The 18,808-nt window shown below is 42.3% G+C and carries 16 protein-coding genes; 11 read left to right on the top strand and 5 right to left on the bottom strand.

What is annotated here, in order from left to right:
* Positions 1-111 precede the first annotated feature (111 nt).
* The 4 genes from IWX76_RS08620 (at position 112) to IWX76_RS08605 (ending at position 4,299) form a co-directional block, all read left to right on the top strand.
* Entirely contained in the window at positions 112-405 is a 294-nt protein-coding gene (locus IWX76_RS08620; RefSeq protein ID WP_196859497.1) for a co-chaperone GroES, read from the top strand.
* Positions 406-467: 62 nt separating this feature from the next.
* Positions 468-2,108 (top strand): chaperonin GroEL, encoded by a 1,641-nt coding sequence (groL, locus tag IWX76_RS08615; RefSeq protein ID WP_196859496.1) that lies wholly within the window; start codon positions 468-470, stop codon positions 2,106-2,108.
* An 83-nt stretch (positions 2,109-2,191) separates the two neighbouring features.
* Positions 2,192-2,854: an MgtC/SapB family protein gene (locus IWX76_RS08610; RefSeq protein WP_196859495.1), complete on the top strand. Its 663-nt coding sequence runs from the start codon at positions 2,192-2,194 to the stop codon at positions 2,852-2,854.
* A 17-nt stretch (positions 2,855-2,871) separates the two neighbouring features.
* Complete coding sequence (locus IWX76_RS08605) at positions 2,872-4,299, top strand: L-serine ammonia-lyase (RefSeq protein ID WP_196859494.1); 1,428 nt, start codon at positions 2,872-2,874, stop codon at positions 4,297-4,299.
* 4 nt (positions 4,300-4,303) lie between these two features.
* On the opposite strand, the gene lipB is transcribed toward IWX76_RS08605, so the two are convergent.
* Positions 4,304-4,999, bottom strand: a complete 696-nt coding sequence (gene lipB / locus IWX76_RS08600) for a lipoyl(octanoyl) transferase LipB (protein WP_196859493.1) — start codon at positions 4,997-4,999, stop codon at positions 4,304-4,306.
* 11 nt (positions 5,000-5,010) lie between these two features.
* Positions 5,011-5,652, bottom strand: coding sequence for a 4'-phosphopantetheinyl transferase family protein (locus IWX76_RS08595; RefSeq protein WP_196859492.1), 642 nt, complete (start codon positions 5,650-5,652; stop codon positions 5,011-5,013).
* Positions 5,653-5,721: 69 nt separating this feature from the next.
* Between IWX76_RS08595 and dcd the strand changes: the two genes are divergently transcribed.
* From dcd to IWX76_RS08570, 6 genes are all read left to right on the top strand, one after another.
* The gene (dcd, locus tag IWX76_RS08590; protein WP_196859491.1) at positions 5,722-6,258 is read left to right on the top strand and encodes a dCTP deaminase; all 537 of its coding nucleotides are present in this window, start codon (positions 5,722-5,724) and stop codon (positions 6,256-6,258) included.
* Positions 6,259-6,305: 47 nt separating this feature from the next.
* The gene (locus IWX76_RS08585; protein ID WP_334641541.1) at positions 6,306-8,777 is read left to right on the top strand and encodes a carboxypeptidase-like regulatory domain-containing protein; all 2,472 of its coding nucleotides are present in this window, start codon (positions 6,306-6,308) and stop codon (positions 8,775-8,777) included.
* A 92-nt stretch (positions 8,778-8,869) separates the two neighbouring features.
* Complete coding sequence (locus IWX76_RS18075; protein ID WP_334641539.1) at positions 8,870-9,007, top strand: hypothetical protein; 138 nt, start codon at positions 8,870-8,872, stop codon at positions 9,005-9,007.
* A gap of 143 nt (positions 9,008-9,150) precedes the next feature.
* Complete coding sequence (locus tag IWX76_RS08580; RefSeq protein WP_196859490.1) at positions 9,151-11,850, top strand: carboxypeptidase-like regulatory domain-containing protein; 2,700 nt, start codon at positions 9,151-9,153, stop codon at positions 11,848-11,850.
* A 5-nt stretch (positions 11,851-11,855) separates the two neighbouring features.
* A complete protein-coding gene (locus IWX76_RS08575; RefSeq protein WP_196859489.1) occupies positions 11,856-12,617 on the top strand; it encodes an enoyl-CoA hydratase/isomerase family protein in 762 nt (253 codons plus the stop codon).
* 3 nt (positions 12,618-12,620) lie between these two features.
* A complete protein-coding gene (locus IWX76_RS08570; protein WP_196859488.1) occupies positions 12,621-13,496 on the top strand; it encodes an SDR family oxidoreductase in 876 nt (291 codons plus the stop codon).
* Between the two features lie 124 nt (positions 13,497-13,620).
* Here IWX76_RS08570 and IWX76_RS08565 read toward each other — a convergent pair whose 3' ends face one another.
* From IWX76_RS08565 to IWX76_RS08555, 3 genes are all read right to left on the bottom strand, one after another.
* Entirely contained in the window at positions 13,621-14,667 is a 1,047-nt protein-coding gene (locus IWX76_RS08565) for a 3-oxoacyl-ACP synthase III family protein (RefSeq protein ID WP_196859487.1), read from the bottom strand.
* A gap of 142 nt (positions 14,668-14,809) precedes the next feature.
* Positions 14,810-16,714, bottom strand: coding sequence for an acyltransferase family protein (locus IWX76_RS08560; protein WP_196859486.1), 1,905 nt, complete (start codon positions 16,712-16,714; stop codon positions 14,810-14,812).
* A gap of 321 nt (positions 16,715-17,035) precedes the next feature.
* Positions 17,036-18,379: an alkaline phosphatase family protein gene (locus tag IWX76_RS08555; RefSeq protein WP_196859485.1), complete on the bottom strand. Its 1,344-nt coding sequence runs from the start codon at positions 18,377-18,379 to the stop codon at positions 17,036-17,038.
* Positions 18,380-18,431: 52 nt separating this feature from the next.
* On the opposite strand from IWX76_RS08555, the gene IWX76_RS08550 reads away from it, so the two are divergent.
* Entirely contained in the window at positions 18,432-18,641 is a 210-nt protein-coding gene (locus tag IWX76_RS08550) for a hypothetical protein (RefSeq protein ID WP_196859484.1), read from the top strand.
* The last annotated feature ends 167 nt before the right edge of the window (positions 18,642-18,808 follow it).

Raw genomic sequence — 18,808 nt, 5'->3', positions numbered from 1 at the left:
GACAAGGCGGTGTAATTTTGGCAAGGGTGTACCCTTGGCATAAAAACTGTTGTATTGGAATCGTTATTTATAATTACTATATATTAACCTTAAATAAAATAAGAATAAATTATGGCTTTAAACTTTAAACCTAATGCAGATAGAGTAGTTGTTGAAGCTGCTGCTGCCGAAGAAAAAACAGCTTCTGGTATTTATATTCCAGACACCGCAAAAGAAAAACCTCAGCAAGGATTCGTTATAGCTGTTGGACCAGGCAAATATGCAGATCAAACTGGAAACTTAATTCCTGTAAGTGTTAACGTTGGCGATCAAGTATTATACAGCAAATACGGTGGTACAGAAGTAACCATTGAAGGCAAAGAATACTTAATCATGAGAGATTCTGATATCTTAGGTACACTTTAATAAATAATTGTTTGAATATTAGATTATCTTCTTTTTTCAACCTTACAAAATAATATACGAAAATGTCAAAACAAGTAAAATATAATGTAGAAGCTCGTGACGCCCTGAAAAGAGGTGTTGATACTTTGGCTAATGCTGTAAAAGTAACTTTAGGTCCAAAAGGACGTAACGTAATTATCGATAAAAAATTTGGTTCACCATCGATCACTAAAGATGGTGTAACGGTTGCGAAAGAAATTGAGTTAAAAGATCCTATCGAAAATATGGGTGCTCAAATGGTTAAAGAAGTTGCTTCTAAAACTGCTGATATTGCAGGTGACGGAACAACAACTGCAACTGTATTAGCGCAAGCTATTGTTACTGCTGGTATTAAAAACGTTGCTGCTGGTGCAAATCCAATGGATTTGAAACGTGGTATCGATAAAGCGGTTATTGCAATTGTAGAAAACTTAAAAGCACAGTCTCAAACTGTTGGTGAAGACAATAACAAAATCAAACAAGTTGCTTCAATTTCAGCAAACAATGATGAAGTTATCGGTTCATTGATCGCTGAAGCGATGGCTAAAGTAGGTAAAGATGGTGTAATTACTGTTGAAGAAGCAAAAGGTACTGAAACTGAAGTAAAAACAGTTGAAGGTATGCAATTTGACCGTGGTTACTTATCTCCATACTTTGTAACTAATGCAGACAAAATGGAAGCGGAATTAGAAAACCCTTACATCTTGATCTACGACAAAAAAATCAGCAACATGAAAGAATTGTTGCCGATCCTTGAGAAACAAGTTCAAACAGGTAAACCTTTATTAATTATTGCGGAAGATTTAGACGGAGAAGCTTTAGCTACTTTAGTGGTAAATAAAATCCGTGGTTCACTGAAAGTGGTTGCTGTTAAAGCACCAGGATTTGGTGACCGTAGAAAAGCCATGTTAGAAGATATCGCTATCTTAACTGGTGGAACGGTAATTTCTGAAGAAAGAGGTTATAAATTAGAAAATGCTGACTTAACTTACTTAGGTACTGCTGATAAAGTTGTTGTTGATAAAGACAATACAACTGTTATTAATGGTGCTGGTCAGTCTGAAGACATCAAAGCTCGTGTTAACCAGATCAAAGCTCAAATTGAGACGACTACATCTGATTACGACAAAGAGAAATTACAAGAGCGTTTGGCTAAATTAGCTGGCGGTGTTGCTATTCTTTATGTTGGTGCTGCTTCTGAAGTAGAAATGAAAGAGAAAAAAGACCGTGTTGATGATGCTTTACATGCAACCCGCGCAGCGGTTGAAGAAGGTATCGTTGCAGGTGGTGGTGTTGCTTTCATTCGTGCAATTGAAGCTTTAGAAGGCATGAAAGGTGCTAACGAAGACGAGACAACTGGTATTGCCATTGTTAAACGTGCTATCGAAGAGCCATTACGTCAAATCTGTGAAAACGCAGGTATTGAAGGTTCTATCGTAGTTCAAAAAGTTAAAGAAGGTACTGCAGACTTCGGTTACAACGCACGTACTGATGTTTACGAAAACTTAATTGCAGCTGGTGTTATTGATCCAACTAAAGTAGGTCGTGTAGCATTAGAAAACGCAGCGTCAATCGCAGCGATGTTGTTAACTACAGAATGTGTATTGGCTGATGAGCCGGAAGATAAATCAGCTGGTGCTGGCATGCCTCCTATGGGCGGTGGCGGTATGGGCGGAATGATGTAATTCCCCATTTCCTCATAAATTCTAAAGGGTGTCTGGAAATTCCAGACACCCTTTTTTGTGTTTAATTTAACTACTTTTAATTTATGGACGTCCCGGAAATTTTAGAGAACAATCATTTTATCACCTCAGGAGAGGTTAACAAATTCTTGCTGACCATACTGCTATGCGGGTTAATAGGGGTAGAAAGAGAGTTTAGAAGTAAACAAGCAGGTTTAAAGACCTTAATTATGATGGGTCTGGGTTCCACCCTGTTCACTATCCTCTCTATCAATATAGGCATGGGCAGTGCTGATCGTATTGCCTCTAATATCGTTACTGGTATTGGCTTTTTAGGCGCCGGTGTTATCTTTAAAGATGACAACCAGGTCAAAGGCCTCACTACGGCCAGTGTGATCTGGATTGTTGCGGCCATTGGTATGGCGGTAGGCGCCGGTTACTTTGAACAAGCCATTGGCGTTACGGGTATTGTTTTATTTTCCCTGCTGGTTTTCCCATTGGTGGAACACCGTGTAGAGCGTCGTGTAGTCACCCGAACGTATAGGGTAGTAAAAGCTTTTGAGAACGAGAATCTCGATAAATATGAAGATTATATCCAAACTTCAAGGTTGAGATTTATCAGGGGCAGGCAACAATTGCGTGATAATAAAATCAGCGGCACCTGGATTGCTGTAGGGCGCCCAGAGAACCACAAGAAATTTGTAGACCGCATGCTGGCCGATGACAAGATACTTGCTTTTGATTTTTAACGGTGTAGCTTTGTAACATGCATAGAGAACAGATCTCGGTATTTGATATTTTTAAGATAGGTGTTGGTCCCTCAAGCTCACACACCCTAGGCCCATGGCGTGCAGCACAACAATTTATGGCCACCCTGGTACAAAGCGAACAGTTAACGCAGGTGGAGCAGGTAAAAATATTACTCTATGGCTCTCTGGCCAAAACCGGCAGAGGACATGGTACTGATATTGCGATTCTGTTGGGCATGACAGGTGCAGATCCCGTAACGTTTGACGTCAATGCCATAGATTCTACCATCGAAAGCATTAAACAACAACAGCAATTGCGACTGAACGGCCGTCATAAAATACATTTCAACTTTGATGACGACCTGATTTTTCTTTTTCAGGAAAGCCTTCCTTTTCACCCGAATGCAGTTACCTTTCAAGCTTTTTTAAATACCGGTAAAGCGGTATCTGAAACCTATTACTCCATTGGTGGGGGCTTCGTGGTTAAAGAAGGAGAAGATGGAACGGAAAAAGAACAGGTAGAATTGCCTTTCCCTATAGAAAGGGCCGACGATTTATTGCATTGGTGTAAAACCACCGGCTTAAAGGTGTCGGAAGTAGTGATGGAAAACGAAACGGCATGGCGGGAAGAAGAAGATACTAGAGAGGGTATTTTGCAGCACTTCCACGTGATGAAAGACTGCACATTCCGGGGTTGCCACACCACAGGTTTCTTGCCGGGTGGTTTAAATGTTGGACGCCGGGCTGCTGCTTTAAATAAAAGATTAATCGGCGATCAGCCCTATCATGATTACAAAACATGGATGATGGCCATCAGAAATGGCGGACAGCACTTCAACTACATCCTGGATTGGGTAAGTTGTTTTGCACTGGCGGTTAATGAAGAAAATGCTTCCTTTGGTCGGGTAGTCACTGCGCCAACTAATGGCGCAGCAGGCGTTATCCCTGCAGTATTGCAATACTACATTGCTTTTTGTGACGGTTATCACGACGATAAAATTATACAATTTATAGCCTGTGCATCAGAAATAGGCAGCATCTTTAAAAAAGGCGCTACCATATCCGCAGCAATGGGTGGCTGTCAGGCCGAAATAGGGGTTTCCTCTGCCATGGCGGCGGCAGCGTTAACTGAAGTGATGGGCGGATCACAGCGACAAGTCTTGATGGCGGCAGAGATAGCTATGGAACATCATTTGGGCATGACCTGCGACCCTATTGGCGGGCTGGTGCAGGTTCCTTGTATTGAACGCAATACTATGGGTGCCATCAAAGCCATTACGGCAAGTCAGCTTGCCCTGCAGAGCAATCCCGATAAGGCTAAAGTAAGTTTAGATGCGGTAGTGAATACCATGTGGGAAACTGCGATGGACATGAACTCGAAGTACAAAGAAACCTCCGATGGTGGACTGGCCACTAACATACCCATCAGTTTACCGGAATGTTAGGCTATTAAATCAGGGTCATTCCAAAAAGAGCCGCGATATGCGTTCTCAGTTTAAGCTTCACCTCTTCCATAGGCAGTTCGTAGCCTAATTCCTGTTGCATAGAAGCTACGGCTTTATCATCTATACCACAAGGGATGATATTTTTAAAATAGTCGAGATTGGTATTCACATTGAAAGCAAAACCATGCATGGTTACCCAACGGCTGCAGCGAACACCCATGGCGCAAATTTTACGTGCTTTATCATTATCCGGATCAAGCCATACCCCTGTATATCCGGGGTAACGACCAGCTACAATCCCATAATCTTTTAAAGTCAGAATAACTGCTTCTTCCAGCGTCCGCAGGTACAAATGAATATCAGTAAAGAAATTATCCAGGTCCAGTATAGGGTAACCTACAATTTGCCCCGGCCCGTGGTAAGTGATATCGCCTCCACGGTTAATTTTATAATATGTAGCTTGTTTTTCTTCGAGGCCTTTTTCATCAAGCAGCAGGTTTTCTGGCACTCCACTCTTCCCTAAAGTATATACATGCGGATGCTCACAAAAAACCAGGGTATTTGGGGTAATCAAAGTTGTATTATTGGTTCTATTAGCGGTCTTAATGGCCACTGTAGTATTAAATACGGTTTCTTGTTTTGCCCAGGCTTCCTGATAATCCATCAAGCCCCAATCTGTAAACTTCACCTCTTTATTCATGATCGTTTTTCTTAAGTCATCACGTAAGCAAGCATATAACCATCGCTGGTTTTAAAATAACTCGCCGACAAGGGTTGCTTGCGGTCGGGCAAGCTCACTACAGCTTCCACATCGCCCGCTTCTGCCAACGGAAAAGCCTTTACATACATGTCTTTTTTAAGCTCTAGCCCTCTCCTGCCATTCCATTTATAAATGGCCTCCTTAACGCACCAGCACACGTATAAGCCCTCAACAGACTCATCTAGTTGCACCTGTTGCAGTTCTTCTGTAGAAAGAAATTTTTGCTTAATCAGCTGGATCTTATCCTTCATTTTTTCAATGTCCACACCAACCTTTTTATCCTTACTAATCATCACCGCAGCGTAATCGTAAGAATGGCTTAAAGAAATCTCATAATCAATATTAACCAGGTACGGTTTACCATGATCGTCCATCCGGCAGTCGATATATTCATTGGTATTAAGCATAGTCCGCAGCAATAAGCGCGTGCTTAACCAATGCAGTAAACGCTTACCATTATTCAGCGAAGAGATAAAATCAAGTTCATGTTGTTTAAGCTGTAATCCGGCGGTTAGTTCAGCTTCACTTTCTTGTATCTTCCATACAGCCAGTATGGTATGATCATCAATATTTTTGTTAAAAACGATTGGCATTTCTATTTTGGGAAATCAATGGTAAAAGTATCTTAAAATAATCATAATTTAGCCCAAATAACTTAATAAATGATACTTTCCGACAAACGCATCCTTGAAGAAATAGAAAAAGGTACAATTATTATAGAGCCTTTTACGGCCGAATGCCTGGGGACTAACTCTTATGATGTGCATTTAGGCAAATACCTGGCTACCTATAAAGACCGGGTGCTTGATGCCAAAAAGCACAATACCATTTCCCACTTTGAAATTCCTAAAGATGGTTTTGTACTGCAGCCAGGTACTTTATATTTAGGCGTTACCCTTGAATATACTGAAACCCATGCCCATATTCCATTTTTAGAAGGCAAGTCGAGCACTGGACGTTTAGGTATAGATATTCACGCTACTGCCGGTAAAGGCGACGTTGGTTTCTGCAATACCTGGACACTGGAAATCTCCTGTTCACAGCCTGTTAGAATTTATGCCGGCATGCCTATTGGTCAGCTCATTTATTTTATGGTAGAAGGTGATATCAATGTGATGTACAATGCCAAAGGCGACGCAAAGTATAACAATAAGACTACTAAGCCTGTGGAAAGCATGATGTGGAAGAATAAATTTTAATCTGCCACAATTATTGTTATCTTGATCTGACATGTTAATTGCTCTCCATGAAATTCAGATCTCCCTTCACAGCATTGCTCCTATCAGGGGCCATCTTATTTACGGCATTTAAAATAAACGACGATCCATTTTCTTTAATCTTGAAGAAAATGGAAGCCTATGTACAGACCCATCCGCAAGAGAAAGTCCACCTGCATTTAGACAAACCCTATTATGCCATTGGCGACGATATTTGGTTTAAAGCCTATGTGATCAACACACAGGAAGGCGCACCATCACTTCTGAGCAAAAGCCTTTATGTTGAGCTCCTCAATGAGTCGGACGCTATTAAATATCAGCTTAAACTGCCTTTATGGGGTGGCGTGACCTGGGGCGACTTTAAACTGCCAGACACCTTAACCGAAGGAAACTACCGCATCAGGGCTTATACGCAATGGATGAAGAATGTAGGTCCTGAGTTTATATTTGATAAAACCATAAAAGTAGGAAATGGCTGGGCGAACAAGGTTTTCACAAGGGCCACGTATGTTTTTAGTATAGAAAACGAAGTGCAAAAGGTTGACACCCGGTTAAAATTTTCCGATAAAGAAGGCAAGCCTTATGTTGATCAGGAAGTCAGCTATCAGGTGCAGCTAGAAGATAAAACAGTAGAAAAAGGCAAAACAAAGACTGATGTAAATGGAGAAGTAAACTTTGCCTTCCTCAACAAAGACAACCAGCTAAAAAAACCAGGAAAAATAACAGCCAACCTAACCCTTCCCGACAAACGAAAAGTAACCAAGATCATCCCGGTTACAGAAACCTCCAAGGAAATTGACGTACAGTTCTTTCCTGAAGGCGGCAACATGGTCTTCGGTTTACCGGGTAAAGTGGGCATCAAAGCCACTGCTAAAAACGGCCTTGGAAAAGATGTGTCGGGAAACATCATCGACCAGACCGGGCAAGTGGTTACCAATTTTAAATCAACCTACTTGGGCATGGGCTTTTTTGTATTAAACCCGCAACCGGGCCAAAGTTATACGGCGGTGGTTGAAATGGTGGACGGCTCTGAAAAACGCATTCCGCTTCCAGCTGCACAAGCACAGGGCTATCAGTTAGCCGTTCAGTCTAGTGACCCCACTAAATTCAACATCAAAGTATTGCTTAGCCCTGAACTCCTCAGGCTCGGAGAGCTGAAACTCGTTGTTCAACACCAGGGAAAAGCCCATGTAGTTGCACGTATAAAAACAGATAAACAAATTGCTTTGCTGGATATTCCAAGAGAAGATTTACCTTCTGGAATCATTCAGTTTACCTTGTTCGATCAGGCTAACCAACCGGTTGCCGAACGCCTGGCTTTTCAAAAGCACATTGGCGATGAAATAAACCTCCAGATAAAAAGCAAACAAGATTATAAACCCCGGGAGAAGGTGAGCCTGGATGTACTTGCCGAAGCCAACTTCAAAGCCCTGCAAGGCAGCTTCTCGGTTTCAGTAACCAATACCTCCATAGTTAATCCTGACCTTGAGAATGAAAGCCATATTTTTAGTACGTTATTGCTCAGTTCAGATTTACCAGGTTATATCGAGAAACCCAACCACTATTCTCTGGATAACTCCAGCATCACCTTACAACGCCTGGATAACTTATTACTCACCCAAGGTTGGCGTAGGTTTCTCTGGAAAAACGTGATTGATGAGGTAATACCCTCAATAAAGTATCAGCCAGAAAAATCACTATCCGTTAGCGGAACTTTACTTACTGAAGGCGGCAAACCCATTTCCGGCGGAAAGGTTACGCTGGTCTCTTCTATAGGCGTTTTCTTATCTCTTGATACTTTATCTGATGCCAACGGAAAGTTTGTGTTCGACGACCTGATTTTCAGAGACAGCACTAAATTTGTGGTGCAGGGTAGAAATGAAAAAGGCAAGAAACATACTCAACTCAAGATGGATCCCATTCCAGGCTTGGTTGTTACACCTAATAAAAACACTGGCGATATCGCTATCAATGTAAATGAAGCCATTGCCAGTTATGTTAAACAAAGTGAAAGTTATTTTGATGAATTAACTAAACGAGGTTCGCTGCAACGCACCATTCAGCTGCAGGAAGTAAATATTGATAAAACGGTAAGTCTGACAAAGAATACTGCAAACTATAATGGCACTGGTCCTACAGCATACGACGCCCTAATTACCGGAAAAGACCTGCAAACCTGCCATTTACTAAGTCAATGTCTTTCAGGAAAGGTGTCTGGTATAATCATTAAGAATGGTCAGGCATATTTGACCCGAAAGGACGCGCGCGACCCTATGGCAATCATTCTGGATGGTGTACACCAGGATTTCAAATCCATGGATAACATTTCCCCTATAAATGTGGAAAGCATAGAGGTGCTAAAAAGTCCACACTTGCAATCCATTTACGGGTTGCGTAGCAATGGAGGTAATGGCATTTTAATAATTACCTCAAAAAGAGGGGTGCAATCCACTTATTCTACTTATACGCCGGGACTGGTTACCTATACAGCTAAAGGCTAGCTTATTCCAGAGATTTCTATTCTCCGCCATACGATACTGAAAAACCCAATGCTGCACCAGATTTACGCACTACCGTATACTGGAATCCGCAAGTGGTAACAGACACAAACGGAAAAGCAACCATCGAGTATTTTAACACCGATGTTCCGGGTACCTACCGCGTACACGTGGAAGGTGTGAATTCCGCCGGACAACTGGCAAGATCCATTTATACTTATCAAGTAAATTAACAAGGATGAGCACGCTTACAACTTAAAGATTACGCAAAGTATAATAACAAAACGACAAAGCCTGTGGAAAGCATGATGTGGAAGAATAAATTCTAATCCGTCACAATTATTGTTATATTGATCTGACATGTTAATCGCTTTCCATGAAAACCAGATACCACATAACGGTAATGCTCCTATTAGGCGCCAGCTTAATTACTGCATTTAAAATAAACGAGGATCCATTTTCTTTAATCTTGAAGAAAATGGAAGCCTATATACAGACCCATCCACAAGAGAAAGTCCACCTCCATTTAGACAAGCCTTATTACGCCATTGGCGACGACATTTGGTTTAAGGCCTATGTCATCAACACGCAGGACGGCGCACCGTCACGCCTCAGCGCAAGCCTCTACGTAGAGCTCCTAAACGAGTCTGACTCCATTAAACATCAGCTTAAACTGCCCTTATCTAGTGGAGTAACCTGGGGCGACTTTAAACTGCCAGACACCTTAGCAGAGGGGAACTACCGCATCAGGGCCTATACGCAATGGATGCGGAATGCAGGTCCTGAGTTTATGTTTGATAAAACCATTAAAGTGGGAAATGCCTGGGCGAACAAGGTTTTCACAAAGGCAACTTATGGTTTCAGTATAGAAAACAACGTTCAAAAGGTAGACACCAGGTTAAAGTTTTCTGACAAGGAAGGCAAGCCTTATGTTGATCAGGAAGTCAGTTACCAAGTGCAACTAGAGGATAAAACAGTAGAAAAAGGTAAAGCAAAGACCGATGAAAATGGCGAGGTAAATTTCGCCTTCTTAAACAAAGGTAACCAGCTGCAAAAAGCCGGACAAATAACAGCCACCTTAACCCTTCCCGACAAACGGAAAGTAACCAAGATTATCCCGGTGACGGAAACTTCGAAGGCTATCGATGTACAGTTTTTTCCTGAAGGCGGCAATCTGGTTGTAGGTTTACCGGGTAAAGTGGGCATCAAAGCCACCGCTAAAAACGGCCTTGGTAAAGACGTGTCGGGAAACATCATCGACCAGACCGGGCAAGTGGTTACCAATTTTAAATCAACCTACCTGGGCATGGGTTTTTTTGTGTTAAACCCGCAGCCGGGCCAAAGTTATACGGCTATAGTCAACATGGAGGACGGTTCTGAAAAACGCATTCCCCTGCCTGCTATACAAGCACAGGGCTATCTGTTAGCAGTTAATTCCAGTAATCCTGATAAATTTAACATCAAAGTTTTACTGAGTCCAGAGCTCCTGAAAAAAGGAGAACTGAAGTTGGTGGTGCAGCACCAGGGACAGGCCCATGCCATAGCACGCATAAAAACTGACAAACAGATCGCTATGCTGGATATTCCAAGGAAAGATTTACCATCTGGAGTTATTCAGTTTACCCTGTTCGATCAGGCCAACCAACCGGTTGCCGAGCGCCTGGCTTTCCATAAAAATATAGCCGATGAAATCAACCTCCAGGTAAAAAGCAAACAAGATTATAAACCCCGGGAGAAAGTAAGCTTGGATGTACTTGCCGAAGCCAACGGCAAACCCCTGCAAGGCAGCTTCTCAGTTTCAGTAACCAATACTTCTGTTGTTGATCCTGACCTAGAAAATGAAAGCCATATTTTCAGTACTTTATTGCTCAGTTCAGATTTACCAGGTTATATCGAGAAACCCAACCTCTATTTTCTGGATAACTCCAGCATCACCTTACAACGTCTGGACAACTTATTACTCACCCAAGGTTGGCGTAGATTTCTCTGGAAAAACGTGATTAATGATGTATCACCCGAAATGACGTATCAGCCAGAAAAATCACTGTCTATTAGCGGAACTTTAACTACTGAGGGTGGCAAACCCATCTCCGGTGGCCAGGTTACGCTGTTTTCCTCTTCAGGCGGTCTCTTAACACTTGATACTTTATCTGATGCCAACGGAAAGTTTGTGTTCGACGACCTGATTTTCGGCGACAGCACTAAATTTGTGGTGCAGGGTAGAAATGCAAAAGGTAAGAAATATACTGAACTCAAGATCGACGCCATACCTGGCTTGGTTGTTACACCTAATAAAAACACTGGTGATATAGCCATCAATGTAAACGAAGCCATTGCCAGTTATGTTAAACAAAGTGAAAGTTATTTTGATGAATTAACTAAACGAGGCTCGCTGCAACGCACCATTCAACTGCAAGAAGTAAACATCGGTAAGACGGTAAGTTTGACAAAGAATTCTGCAAATATTAATGGTACTAATGCCGGTGCTTACGACGCATTGATTACTGCCAAAGACTTGCAAACCTGCACCATGCTTAGTCAATGTCTTCAGGGCAGGGTGGCCGGCCTAGTCATTATGGATGGTCAGGCCTGGTTAACCCGAAATAGTGGCCGACAAGCCATGACGATCGTTCTGGATGGGGTACACCTACAAGACACCAGATTTCTGGATAATATTTCGCCTATGGATGTAGAAACCATTGAGGTCTTAAAAAGTGCTCACTTATTATCCATTTACGGTATGCGTGCCAGCGGTGGCGTTTTAGTGATAACCACAAAAAGAGGAGGGCAAAGCACATACTCGACATACACTCCTGGATTGATTACCTATACACCAAAAGGCTATTCTTATTCCCGAGAATTCTATTCTCCCGAATACGATTCCGAAAAACCCAATGCTGCACCAGATCTACGCACTACCGTTTACTGGAATCCCCAGGTGGTAACAGATACAAACGGAAAAACTAAAATCGACTATTTTAACACCGATGTTCCTGGCACCTACCGCGTACACCTGGAAGGGGTTAATGCCGCCGGACAACTGGCAAGATCCATTTACACTTATCAAGTAAAATAACAAACATGAACACCATTAAAGTGAGTATAAAAGACCGATTAGCTATAGTTACCCTCAACCGGGGGAAGTCTAATGCCATGAACCGGGAAATGATTACCGAATTAACCGACCTTTTTAAAAACATCGAAAACGATGAGAACATTGGCGGCGTCATGATTACCGGACAGGAGCACTTCTTTTCGGCAGGACTGGACTTAATGGAACTCTATCATTTCAATGAAGAAGAGGTAAAGTCCTTCTGGGAGTTGTTTTTTAAATTTGCAGCAACCATCGTGAGCTTTAAAAAACCTTTAGCTGCAGCTATTAACGGGCATAGTCCTGCTGGTGGCTGCGTGATTGCATTAGCCTGCGACACCAGGGTGATGGCCGAAGGTAAATACATCATTGGTTTAAATGAAGTACCTGTGGGTATCATCGTTCCAGACAGTATTTTCCAGGTTTATTCGTTCTGGCTCGGAAAAGCAAGTGCAAGCCGCAGTTTACTGGAAGGGAAATTGTTTAGTCCGCAGGAAGCCCTGGCTATTGGCCTGGTAGACGAAGTGGTTAGTGCCGACACTATTTTAACCGCTACAGAGCGAAGAATCAGAAAATACATGGCCTTTGAATCCAATACCTGGCAGCAAAGCAAATTTAACATCAGGAAAGAACTGATCCAGGCTACAACAGCAGACCAAACGGAGGTGTTAGCACTCATGCTTAAACAATGGTGGTCACCAAACACTAGAAATATCCTAAAAACAATTATTGATAACTTACAAAAGAAATAAGCCATGTATAATGAACCAATGCTCAGAGATGATGCTTTAAAAGGAAAGACAATCGTAATTACAGGGGGCGGCACAGGCTTGGGTAAAGCTATGGGCACTTATTTCCTAAAATTGGGCGCCAACCTGGTAATCACCAGCCGCAAGCTGGATGTGCTCCAAAAAACAGCCGATGAGTTAGCCGCAGAAACCGGTGGCAAAGTGCTGGCGGTGGCTTGTGATGTGAGAGAATATGAGCAGGTGGAACATGTACTGGCGGAAACCCTAAAAACTTTCGGTGAAGTGCATGCCCTGCTAAATAATGCTGCGGGCAACTTTGTATCACCTACAGAACGTTTATCGGCCAATGCCTTTTCTTCTGTGATTGACATTGTGTTAAAAGGCTCTGTAAATTGTACGCTGGCTTTCGGCAAACATTGGATTAAAGAAAAACAACCGGCGAGCATCCTCAATATTGTAACCACCTATGCATTTACAGGATCTGCCTATGTAGTACCTTCTGCATGTGCCAAAGGAGGTGTTTTAGCCATGACCCGCTCATTGGCGGTAGAATGGGGGAAATATGGCATCAGAACAAATGCAATCGCGCCAGGACCTTTTCCAACAAAAGGCGCATGGGAACGTTTGTTACCGGGCGACCTGGCCGAAAAGTTTGACTTTAAAAACCGGGTGCCACTTAAAAGAGTTGGTGAACACCAGGAATTGGCTAACCTTGCTGCATTCCTAATCAGCGACTTTGCTGGTTATATCAATGGCGAAGTGATTACCATTGATGGTGGAGAATGGTTACAAGGCGCCGGACAGTTTAATGGATTCGAAGCCATCCCTAACGAAATGTGGGATGCTTTTGAGCAAATGACAAGATCAGCAAAAGGAAGTTAATTCCTTTTGCTGATCGCTGATTACACTTGAATTAGGCACAGTTTATACCACTTTAATGCACTAGGTAGCTTCGCGAGCTACCTAGATGCCTCTTGATTAATTCTCCGGCAGAATTTTTGACTTATTACCACCTGATTAAAGCACTGGCCCAGGTAAATCCTGAACCAAATGCGGCTAGACATATCAAATCACCCTCTTTAATCTTCCCCGCTTCCCAGGCTTCGCATAAAGCGATAGGGATCGAGGCTGCAGTGGTATTTCCATATTTCTGAATATTATTAAACACCTTTTCATCTGGAAGTTTCATCAATTGCTGCACATACTGACTAATCCTTAAATTAGCCTGATGTGGCACCAGCAAATCAATATCTTCAGGGGTTAAGTGATTGGCTTGCAGTGCTTCCTTAATCACTTCCGGAAACTTCACAATTGCTTTTTTAAATACTGCCGGACCATCCATATAAGGCAGGGCAGCACCGCTTTCCAATTGTTCAGTGGTCATAAATAAACCGCCAAGCTCCTGATCGGGGTAACCAGGTTTATCCTTCAACCATTTATTAGCTGCCGAACCTGGGTAAAACATAGCCAATATTTCTGCATCTGCGCCATCGCTGTGAAGGTGTGTACTCAAAATCCCTTGTTTTTCGCGTGTTGCCGGCTGTAAAACTACAGCACCTGCACCATCACCAAAGATGACTGATATATTTCTGCTGCGGGTATCGAAGTCCATCGCAAAGGAGTGTTTTTCACTCCCCACCACCAATATGTTTTTATACATACCGGTTTTAATATACTGATCTGCAATAGAAAGTGCATAAACAAAGCCTGAACACTGGTTACGCACATCAAGTGCCCCAACTTCTTTCATCTTCATTTCGCGTTGTAACAACACCCCGCAGCCAGGGAAATAATAATCCGGAGACAAGGTGGCAAAGATGACAAAGTCTATATCCTGGGCTGTTGTACCGGCTCTTTCGATCGCAATCTTTGCCGCTTCAATTCCCATGGTGGTAGTCGTTTCTTCCAGCCGGTCGGCAAAGCGCCGCTCTTTTATCCCGGTGCGCTCCTGAATCCAGGCATCGTTTGTATCCATGAACCTGGACAAATCATCGTTGGTATATACGTTCTTAGGAACATAATAACCGATTCCAGCTATTTTAGAACTCTGCATTTGGTTAGTTTATATTGGTTTCAAAAGAAAGTTTACCTCCACATACCATGCAGGGATAACCTTAATTTAGCCTTAGCCTGATGTAAGTTGTAGATAATTGATTTCAAATGCAAATATATATTTGTGCTTAACAAGAACCACCTTAAAACACCTCATGGCTTAATGATTTCATCAACAACCTGGAACCCTCCGGCGACAAGTGGTGGTTATCATAATAGAGTAATTCGCCATCATTATTCATTGCATGGTACATTCCATTTCTTAAAAAGATATGGTCGGTTGGTAATATCTTAAACGCATGATCTTGTGCCAGCTTCTGAAAAAGAAGCCCATAAGGTTGGGTTAGTTTTTTGTAACTGGTTGTATCAACCATTGGACTATTGCGAAACTCACCAAAGGAATTGAGAATCTTTACCCGCGCCTGGAATATAATTGGGTCGACCGTAAATTCAGGCACATTCTGGAAGATGGTCGTTTTCAGTCCAAGGTTTTTTAGGTTATTGCAAAAGTTGACCATAAAATCTCTTTGAAACTCACTTTCCAGCCGCACACTCCAGCGTTGGACTAAAAATACCTGTTCAATGGTTTGTTGATCTTGCAGCCATTGGGTTACGTACTTATAGTATTTAATCCGTTCATTAGAAATACCCGTTTGCCTGTTTAACAGGTATCCCCCTTTTTTATTTACGCGGGCCAGGCTATCCATCCCGGGCAACAAAGAAACGGCATGGCTGTCGCCCCATATTAAAAATGATTTCTCGGCCGTGGAATCTCCTATGGGTATCAATAGATTTTTGTCTAAAGCCAATAATTGGGAATAGGTAAACTCTGTATCATTATTGACTACCCACAGTTGGGTGTCTGCAAACCTGGAGATGGTACCCGAGTCTCTAATAAGGCTGTTGGCTTCTGTATTAAAATAATGTTTAGCACCATTCGTGTAAACGATGAAGGAAGCGAAAGCGCCCACCATTACAGAGCCTAGAGCTGTATAGAGGTAATATTTATAATTGGCGTTGGCCATGCGAAACCTAAACTTCATTTCTACAAAATGCCATGACAGTATAGCCAACGCAAAAGAAACGACGATAATGGCCACATTATCCATCACTGTTGTTTCATTAAACCTGACATAACGCCAGAAAACAATGACTGGCCAATGCCACAGGTACAAGGAATAGGAAATGCGTCCAATAAAAGTAACTGGGGCGCTTCGTAATAACTGGCCTGCCAGCCCTCCATTGACGCCAAAATGCAACACCAATACGGTCCCTAGAACCACAGGAAGTGAAGCGATACCAGGAAATGCAGTATCCTGAGTATAAGTAAATGTAGGTACAGCCACCAGCACTAACCCCAAAACACTAAGCAAGTTGCCTTTTAAGCTTTGTTTTGCAGCGGTAATGCCTGCAACAGCCAGGATTGACCCGGCGAGAAATTCCCATGCCCTCAAGTGTGGATAATAAAAAGCAATCTTATGCTGCCCAAAATACATGACCAGTAAACAGCTTACAAAAGACAGGATAAACATAAGCCATAATGCCGGTTTAAACCAGTTGGGCATAAATTTCCAAATGAGGAGTAACATGACCGGAATAACCAGATAAAACTGCTCTTCCACGCCCAATGACCATAAGTTTAATAGCGGATCTTCATGAACATCGGCAGCAAAATAATTCGACTCTTTTACCGCAAAGCGAATATTAGCAAGGAACACGGAACTCATAGCAGCGGTAACCGCAACAATTTTAAGCTGTAAGAATGGATATAATACAGCAGAAAGAATGAGCACCAAAATCACCATGGTAAAATAAGCCGGCAAAATTCTTTTAATCCTTCGTTGATAAAAAGCCTGGAGAGAAAAACCACCAGCCAATAGCTCTTTGTAGATCCCCCCGGTAATGAGGTAACCAGAGATTACGAAGAATACATCTACACCAACAAACCCTCCAGAGAAAATTGTGAAATTTAAGTGAAACATAAATACAGACAGGACGGCGATTGCTCTCAATCCGTCAATGTGAGGCAAATACTTGTTTGTGGACATCTTCGCTGAATTAGTGACCATATTAACTATATATAGGGGATAATCTGGCAATTAAGTTAGGAGATTTGCAGCTGAAAATATGGTGAGCATGTGGAATTGTTTAGGAGATTTCACAATAAAGAAAATTGCTAACGTTGCCCTTAACACGGCTGAATAGGCTTTCTAAACACATAACTACCATTATGGGCTCATCAGAAGTGAGTAAAAAAAAAATAAAATTGTTATCATAATACACAGAATCAAAAGACTGTAATTTTCGACAATATGATTATACAAAGTATTCCGGCAAAAATCCGATTAAAAAAAAATAAATGAGAGCACCTATTTAGCCAATAGCCCAGGATACAAAAGGCCATCGCCAGCTGGCAAGTCAAGGTTTAAAAGCTTTGCTATTAAAGGTGCAATATCGACCAGGCCCATCTGAGGGATGACAACACCTTGGTTAATGCCTTTTCCAAAAGCCACAAAACCGGTTTGGATTTCTTTAGAATCGGGAAAGAAACCATGGGTACCACCTTTTGCAGGGCGAATAAAATCACCAGTAGCACTGTTGTTAAAAGTGAAACCATGGACAGGCGCTAAGGCCAGTGCCACATTAGGGTCAGCACCTACCACATCTAAAGCAACCCGGTCTTTCACCTCAAACATGGCTTGCTGTGATAGGGGCAGTTTTTTCAAGGCCGCCATTACTTTTGCCAGGGTCTGTTTATCATTTTTATCCTTTAACTGCAAGAAGCTCGAACCACCAGCACTATGGAAATAGGCTTTCCAGTTTTCTTTGTTTTCCGAATCATATAAACCTGCTTGTGCAAGCAAAACGTTAGGCGCCAGAGAAGCATGGATATTTACAAAACCGTGATCACCTGTAATGATAACGGTTGTTTTATCTTTAATTCCAGCTTTTTCTATTGCTTCAAGAATCGATTTAATCGCCCGATCAGCTCCAGCGACCGATGCCCGAACCTTATCACCATCTCTACCCTGCTCATGCTCAAAATGATCTACGGCAACCAGGTGTAGGGCTAAAAATGAAGGTTTATACTTGCGAATCACATAACTGCTCATCCGGGCAAGGTTATCATCAATGCTCAGGTATTCTCCGTCAAAATCAACATCCTCCAATTTGCCTGTGGCATTTTCCTGCAGTTCTTCATAAAATCCTTTCGGAAAGGCATGTTCTGACAAAGCCTTGATCATATTGCGTTTTTCGCCTTTAGCAGCGGGCAAATACCAATATTCCGGAAGGTTGTAGGTTGCCGGGTTGCCTACAGATACGGGCCAGAACATCGATGCTGTTGATAATCCTTTCGCTTTGGCTAAACTAAAAATAGTGGGCACTTTAATGTTATCGTAAGTCCAGTTCCATTTGCCGGTTACTCCTAAAGGTTCAGGCGGCGTATTATAATACACCCCATGTTTCAATGGTTTTACACCCGTAATCATAGTGGTATGCGAAGGGTAGGTAACCGATGGAAATACCCCCTCCACACCGTCAGCATAGGCGCCGGTTTGCATGGCCTGGCGTAAATTAACCATCGACCAGCTAGCGTCTTTATAAAATTCAGGTCTTAAACCATCTACACTAATCAAAATCACATGGGCATCCTGGGCTTGCAGCATGCCTATGGAAAGCATCGCCAGCATCATCAATATTATTTTCTTCATATTCTATTGTTTAGCATCAGATTTTAAAACCCGAAGTTATTGCCATGGTATTATGACAATATTAACCATAGGTTATGATTTTAGGCCAGAAAGGCTAAATTTACATGAGGCTGTAGAAATTTTGGATAGCTTTATTGCACCCCATCCTGGCTTCGACCAGGCTTCGTCGCAACGCCAGACCAGTGAGCGTCCTGGGACCAGGTGTGTTCAAAGTCTATCTCAGTTGTGTGTCGGGGACATCCTCACGATGAACCTCAAGTAGGTTACATGCAAAGCATGGAAGAGGTATCAGAATGTTGGAAAGAATTTAAAAACATCTTGTATTCGCTGATCGGGAAATTTCTGCTTTAGTTTACTACCGCTAATTAACAAACTTGTAAACTTTATTTGCTCACCGTTATTAAAGGTTATTTCATACACTTCACAGTT

Source organism: Pedobacter sp. CAN_A7, assembly GCF_015752175.1.
GTDB lineage: Bacteria > Bacteroidota > Bacteroidia > Sphingobacteriales > Sphingobacteriaceae > Pedobacter.
Note: the sequence above shows the minus strand (reverse complement) of the source record. Positions and strands in the feature narration are given on the sequence as shown.

Excerpts from the sequence above, each read along its gene's own strand:
- lipB (WP_196859493.1), bottom strand. The coding sequence starts at position 4,999 with ATGAATAAAGAGGTGAAGTTTACAGATTGGGGCTTGATGGATTATCAG.
- IWX76_RS08605 (WP_196859494.1), top strand. The coding sequence starts at position 2,872 with ATGCATAGAGAACAGATCTCGGTATTTGATATTTTTAAGATAGGTGTT.
- IWX76_RS08610 (WP_196859495.1), top strand. The coding sequence starts at position 2,192 with ATGGACGTCCCGGAAATTTTAGAGAACAATCATTTTATCACCTCAGGA.
- IWX76_RS08555 (WP_196859485.1), bottom strand. The coding sequence starts at position 18,379 with ATGAAGAAAATAATATTGATGATGCTGGCGATGCTTTCCATAGGCATG.
- IWX76_RS08550 (WP_196859484.1), top strand. The coding sequence starts at position 18,432 with ATGACAATATTAACCATAGGTTATGATTTTAGGCCAGAAAGGCTAAAT.
- IWX76_RS08565 (WP_196859487.1), bottom strand. The coding sequence starts at position 14,667 with ATGCAGAGTTCTAAAATAGCTGGAATCGGTTATTATGTTCCTAAGAAC.
- IWX76_RS08595 (WP_196859492.1), bottom strand. The coding sequence starts at position 5,652 with ATGCCAATCGTTTTTAACAAAAATATTGATGATCATACCATACTGGCT.
- groL (WP_196859496.1), top strand. The coding sequence starts at position 468 with ATGTCAAAACAAGTAAAATATAATGTAGAAGCTCGTGACGCCCTGAAA.
- IWX76_RS08560 (WP_196859486.1), bottom strand. The coding sequence starts at position 16,714 with ATGTCCACAAACAAGTATTTGCCTCACATTGACGGATTGAGAGCAATC.
- dcd (WP_196859491.1), top strand. The coding sequence starts at position 5,722 with ATGATACTTTCCGACAAACGCATCCTTGAAGAAATAGAAAAAGGTACA.
- IWX76_RS08580 (WP_196859490.1), top strand. The coding sequence starts at position 9,151 with ATGAAAACCAGATACCACATAACGGTAATGCTCCTATTAGGCGCCAGC.
- IWX76_RS08620 (WP_196859497.1), top strand. The coding sequence starts at position 112 with ATGGCTTTAAACTTTAAACCTAATGCAGATAGAGTAGTTGTTGAAGCT.
- IWX76_RS08570 (WP_196859488.1), top strand. The coding sequence starts at position 12,621 with ATGTATAATGAACCAATGCTCAGAGATGATGCTTTAAAAGGAAAGACA.
- IWX76_RS08575 (WP_196859489.1), top strand. The coding sequence starts at position 11,856 with ATGAACACCATTAAAGTGAGTATAAAAGACCGATTAGCTATAGTTACC.
- IWX76_RS08585 (WP_334641541.1), top strand. The coding sequence starts at position 6,306 with ATGAAATTCAGATCTCCCTTCACAGCATTGCTCCTATCAGGGGCCATC.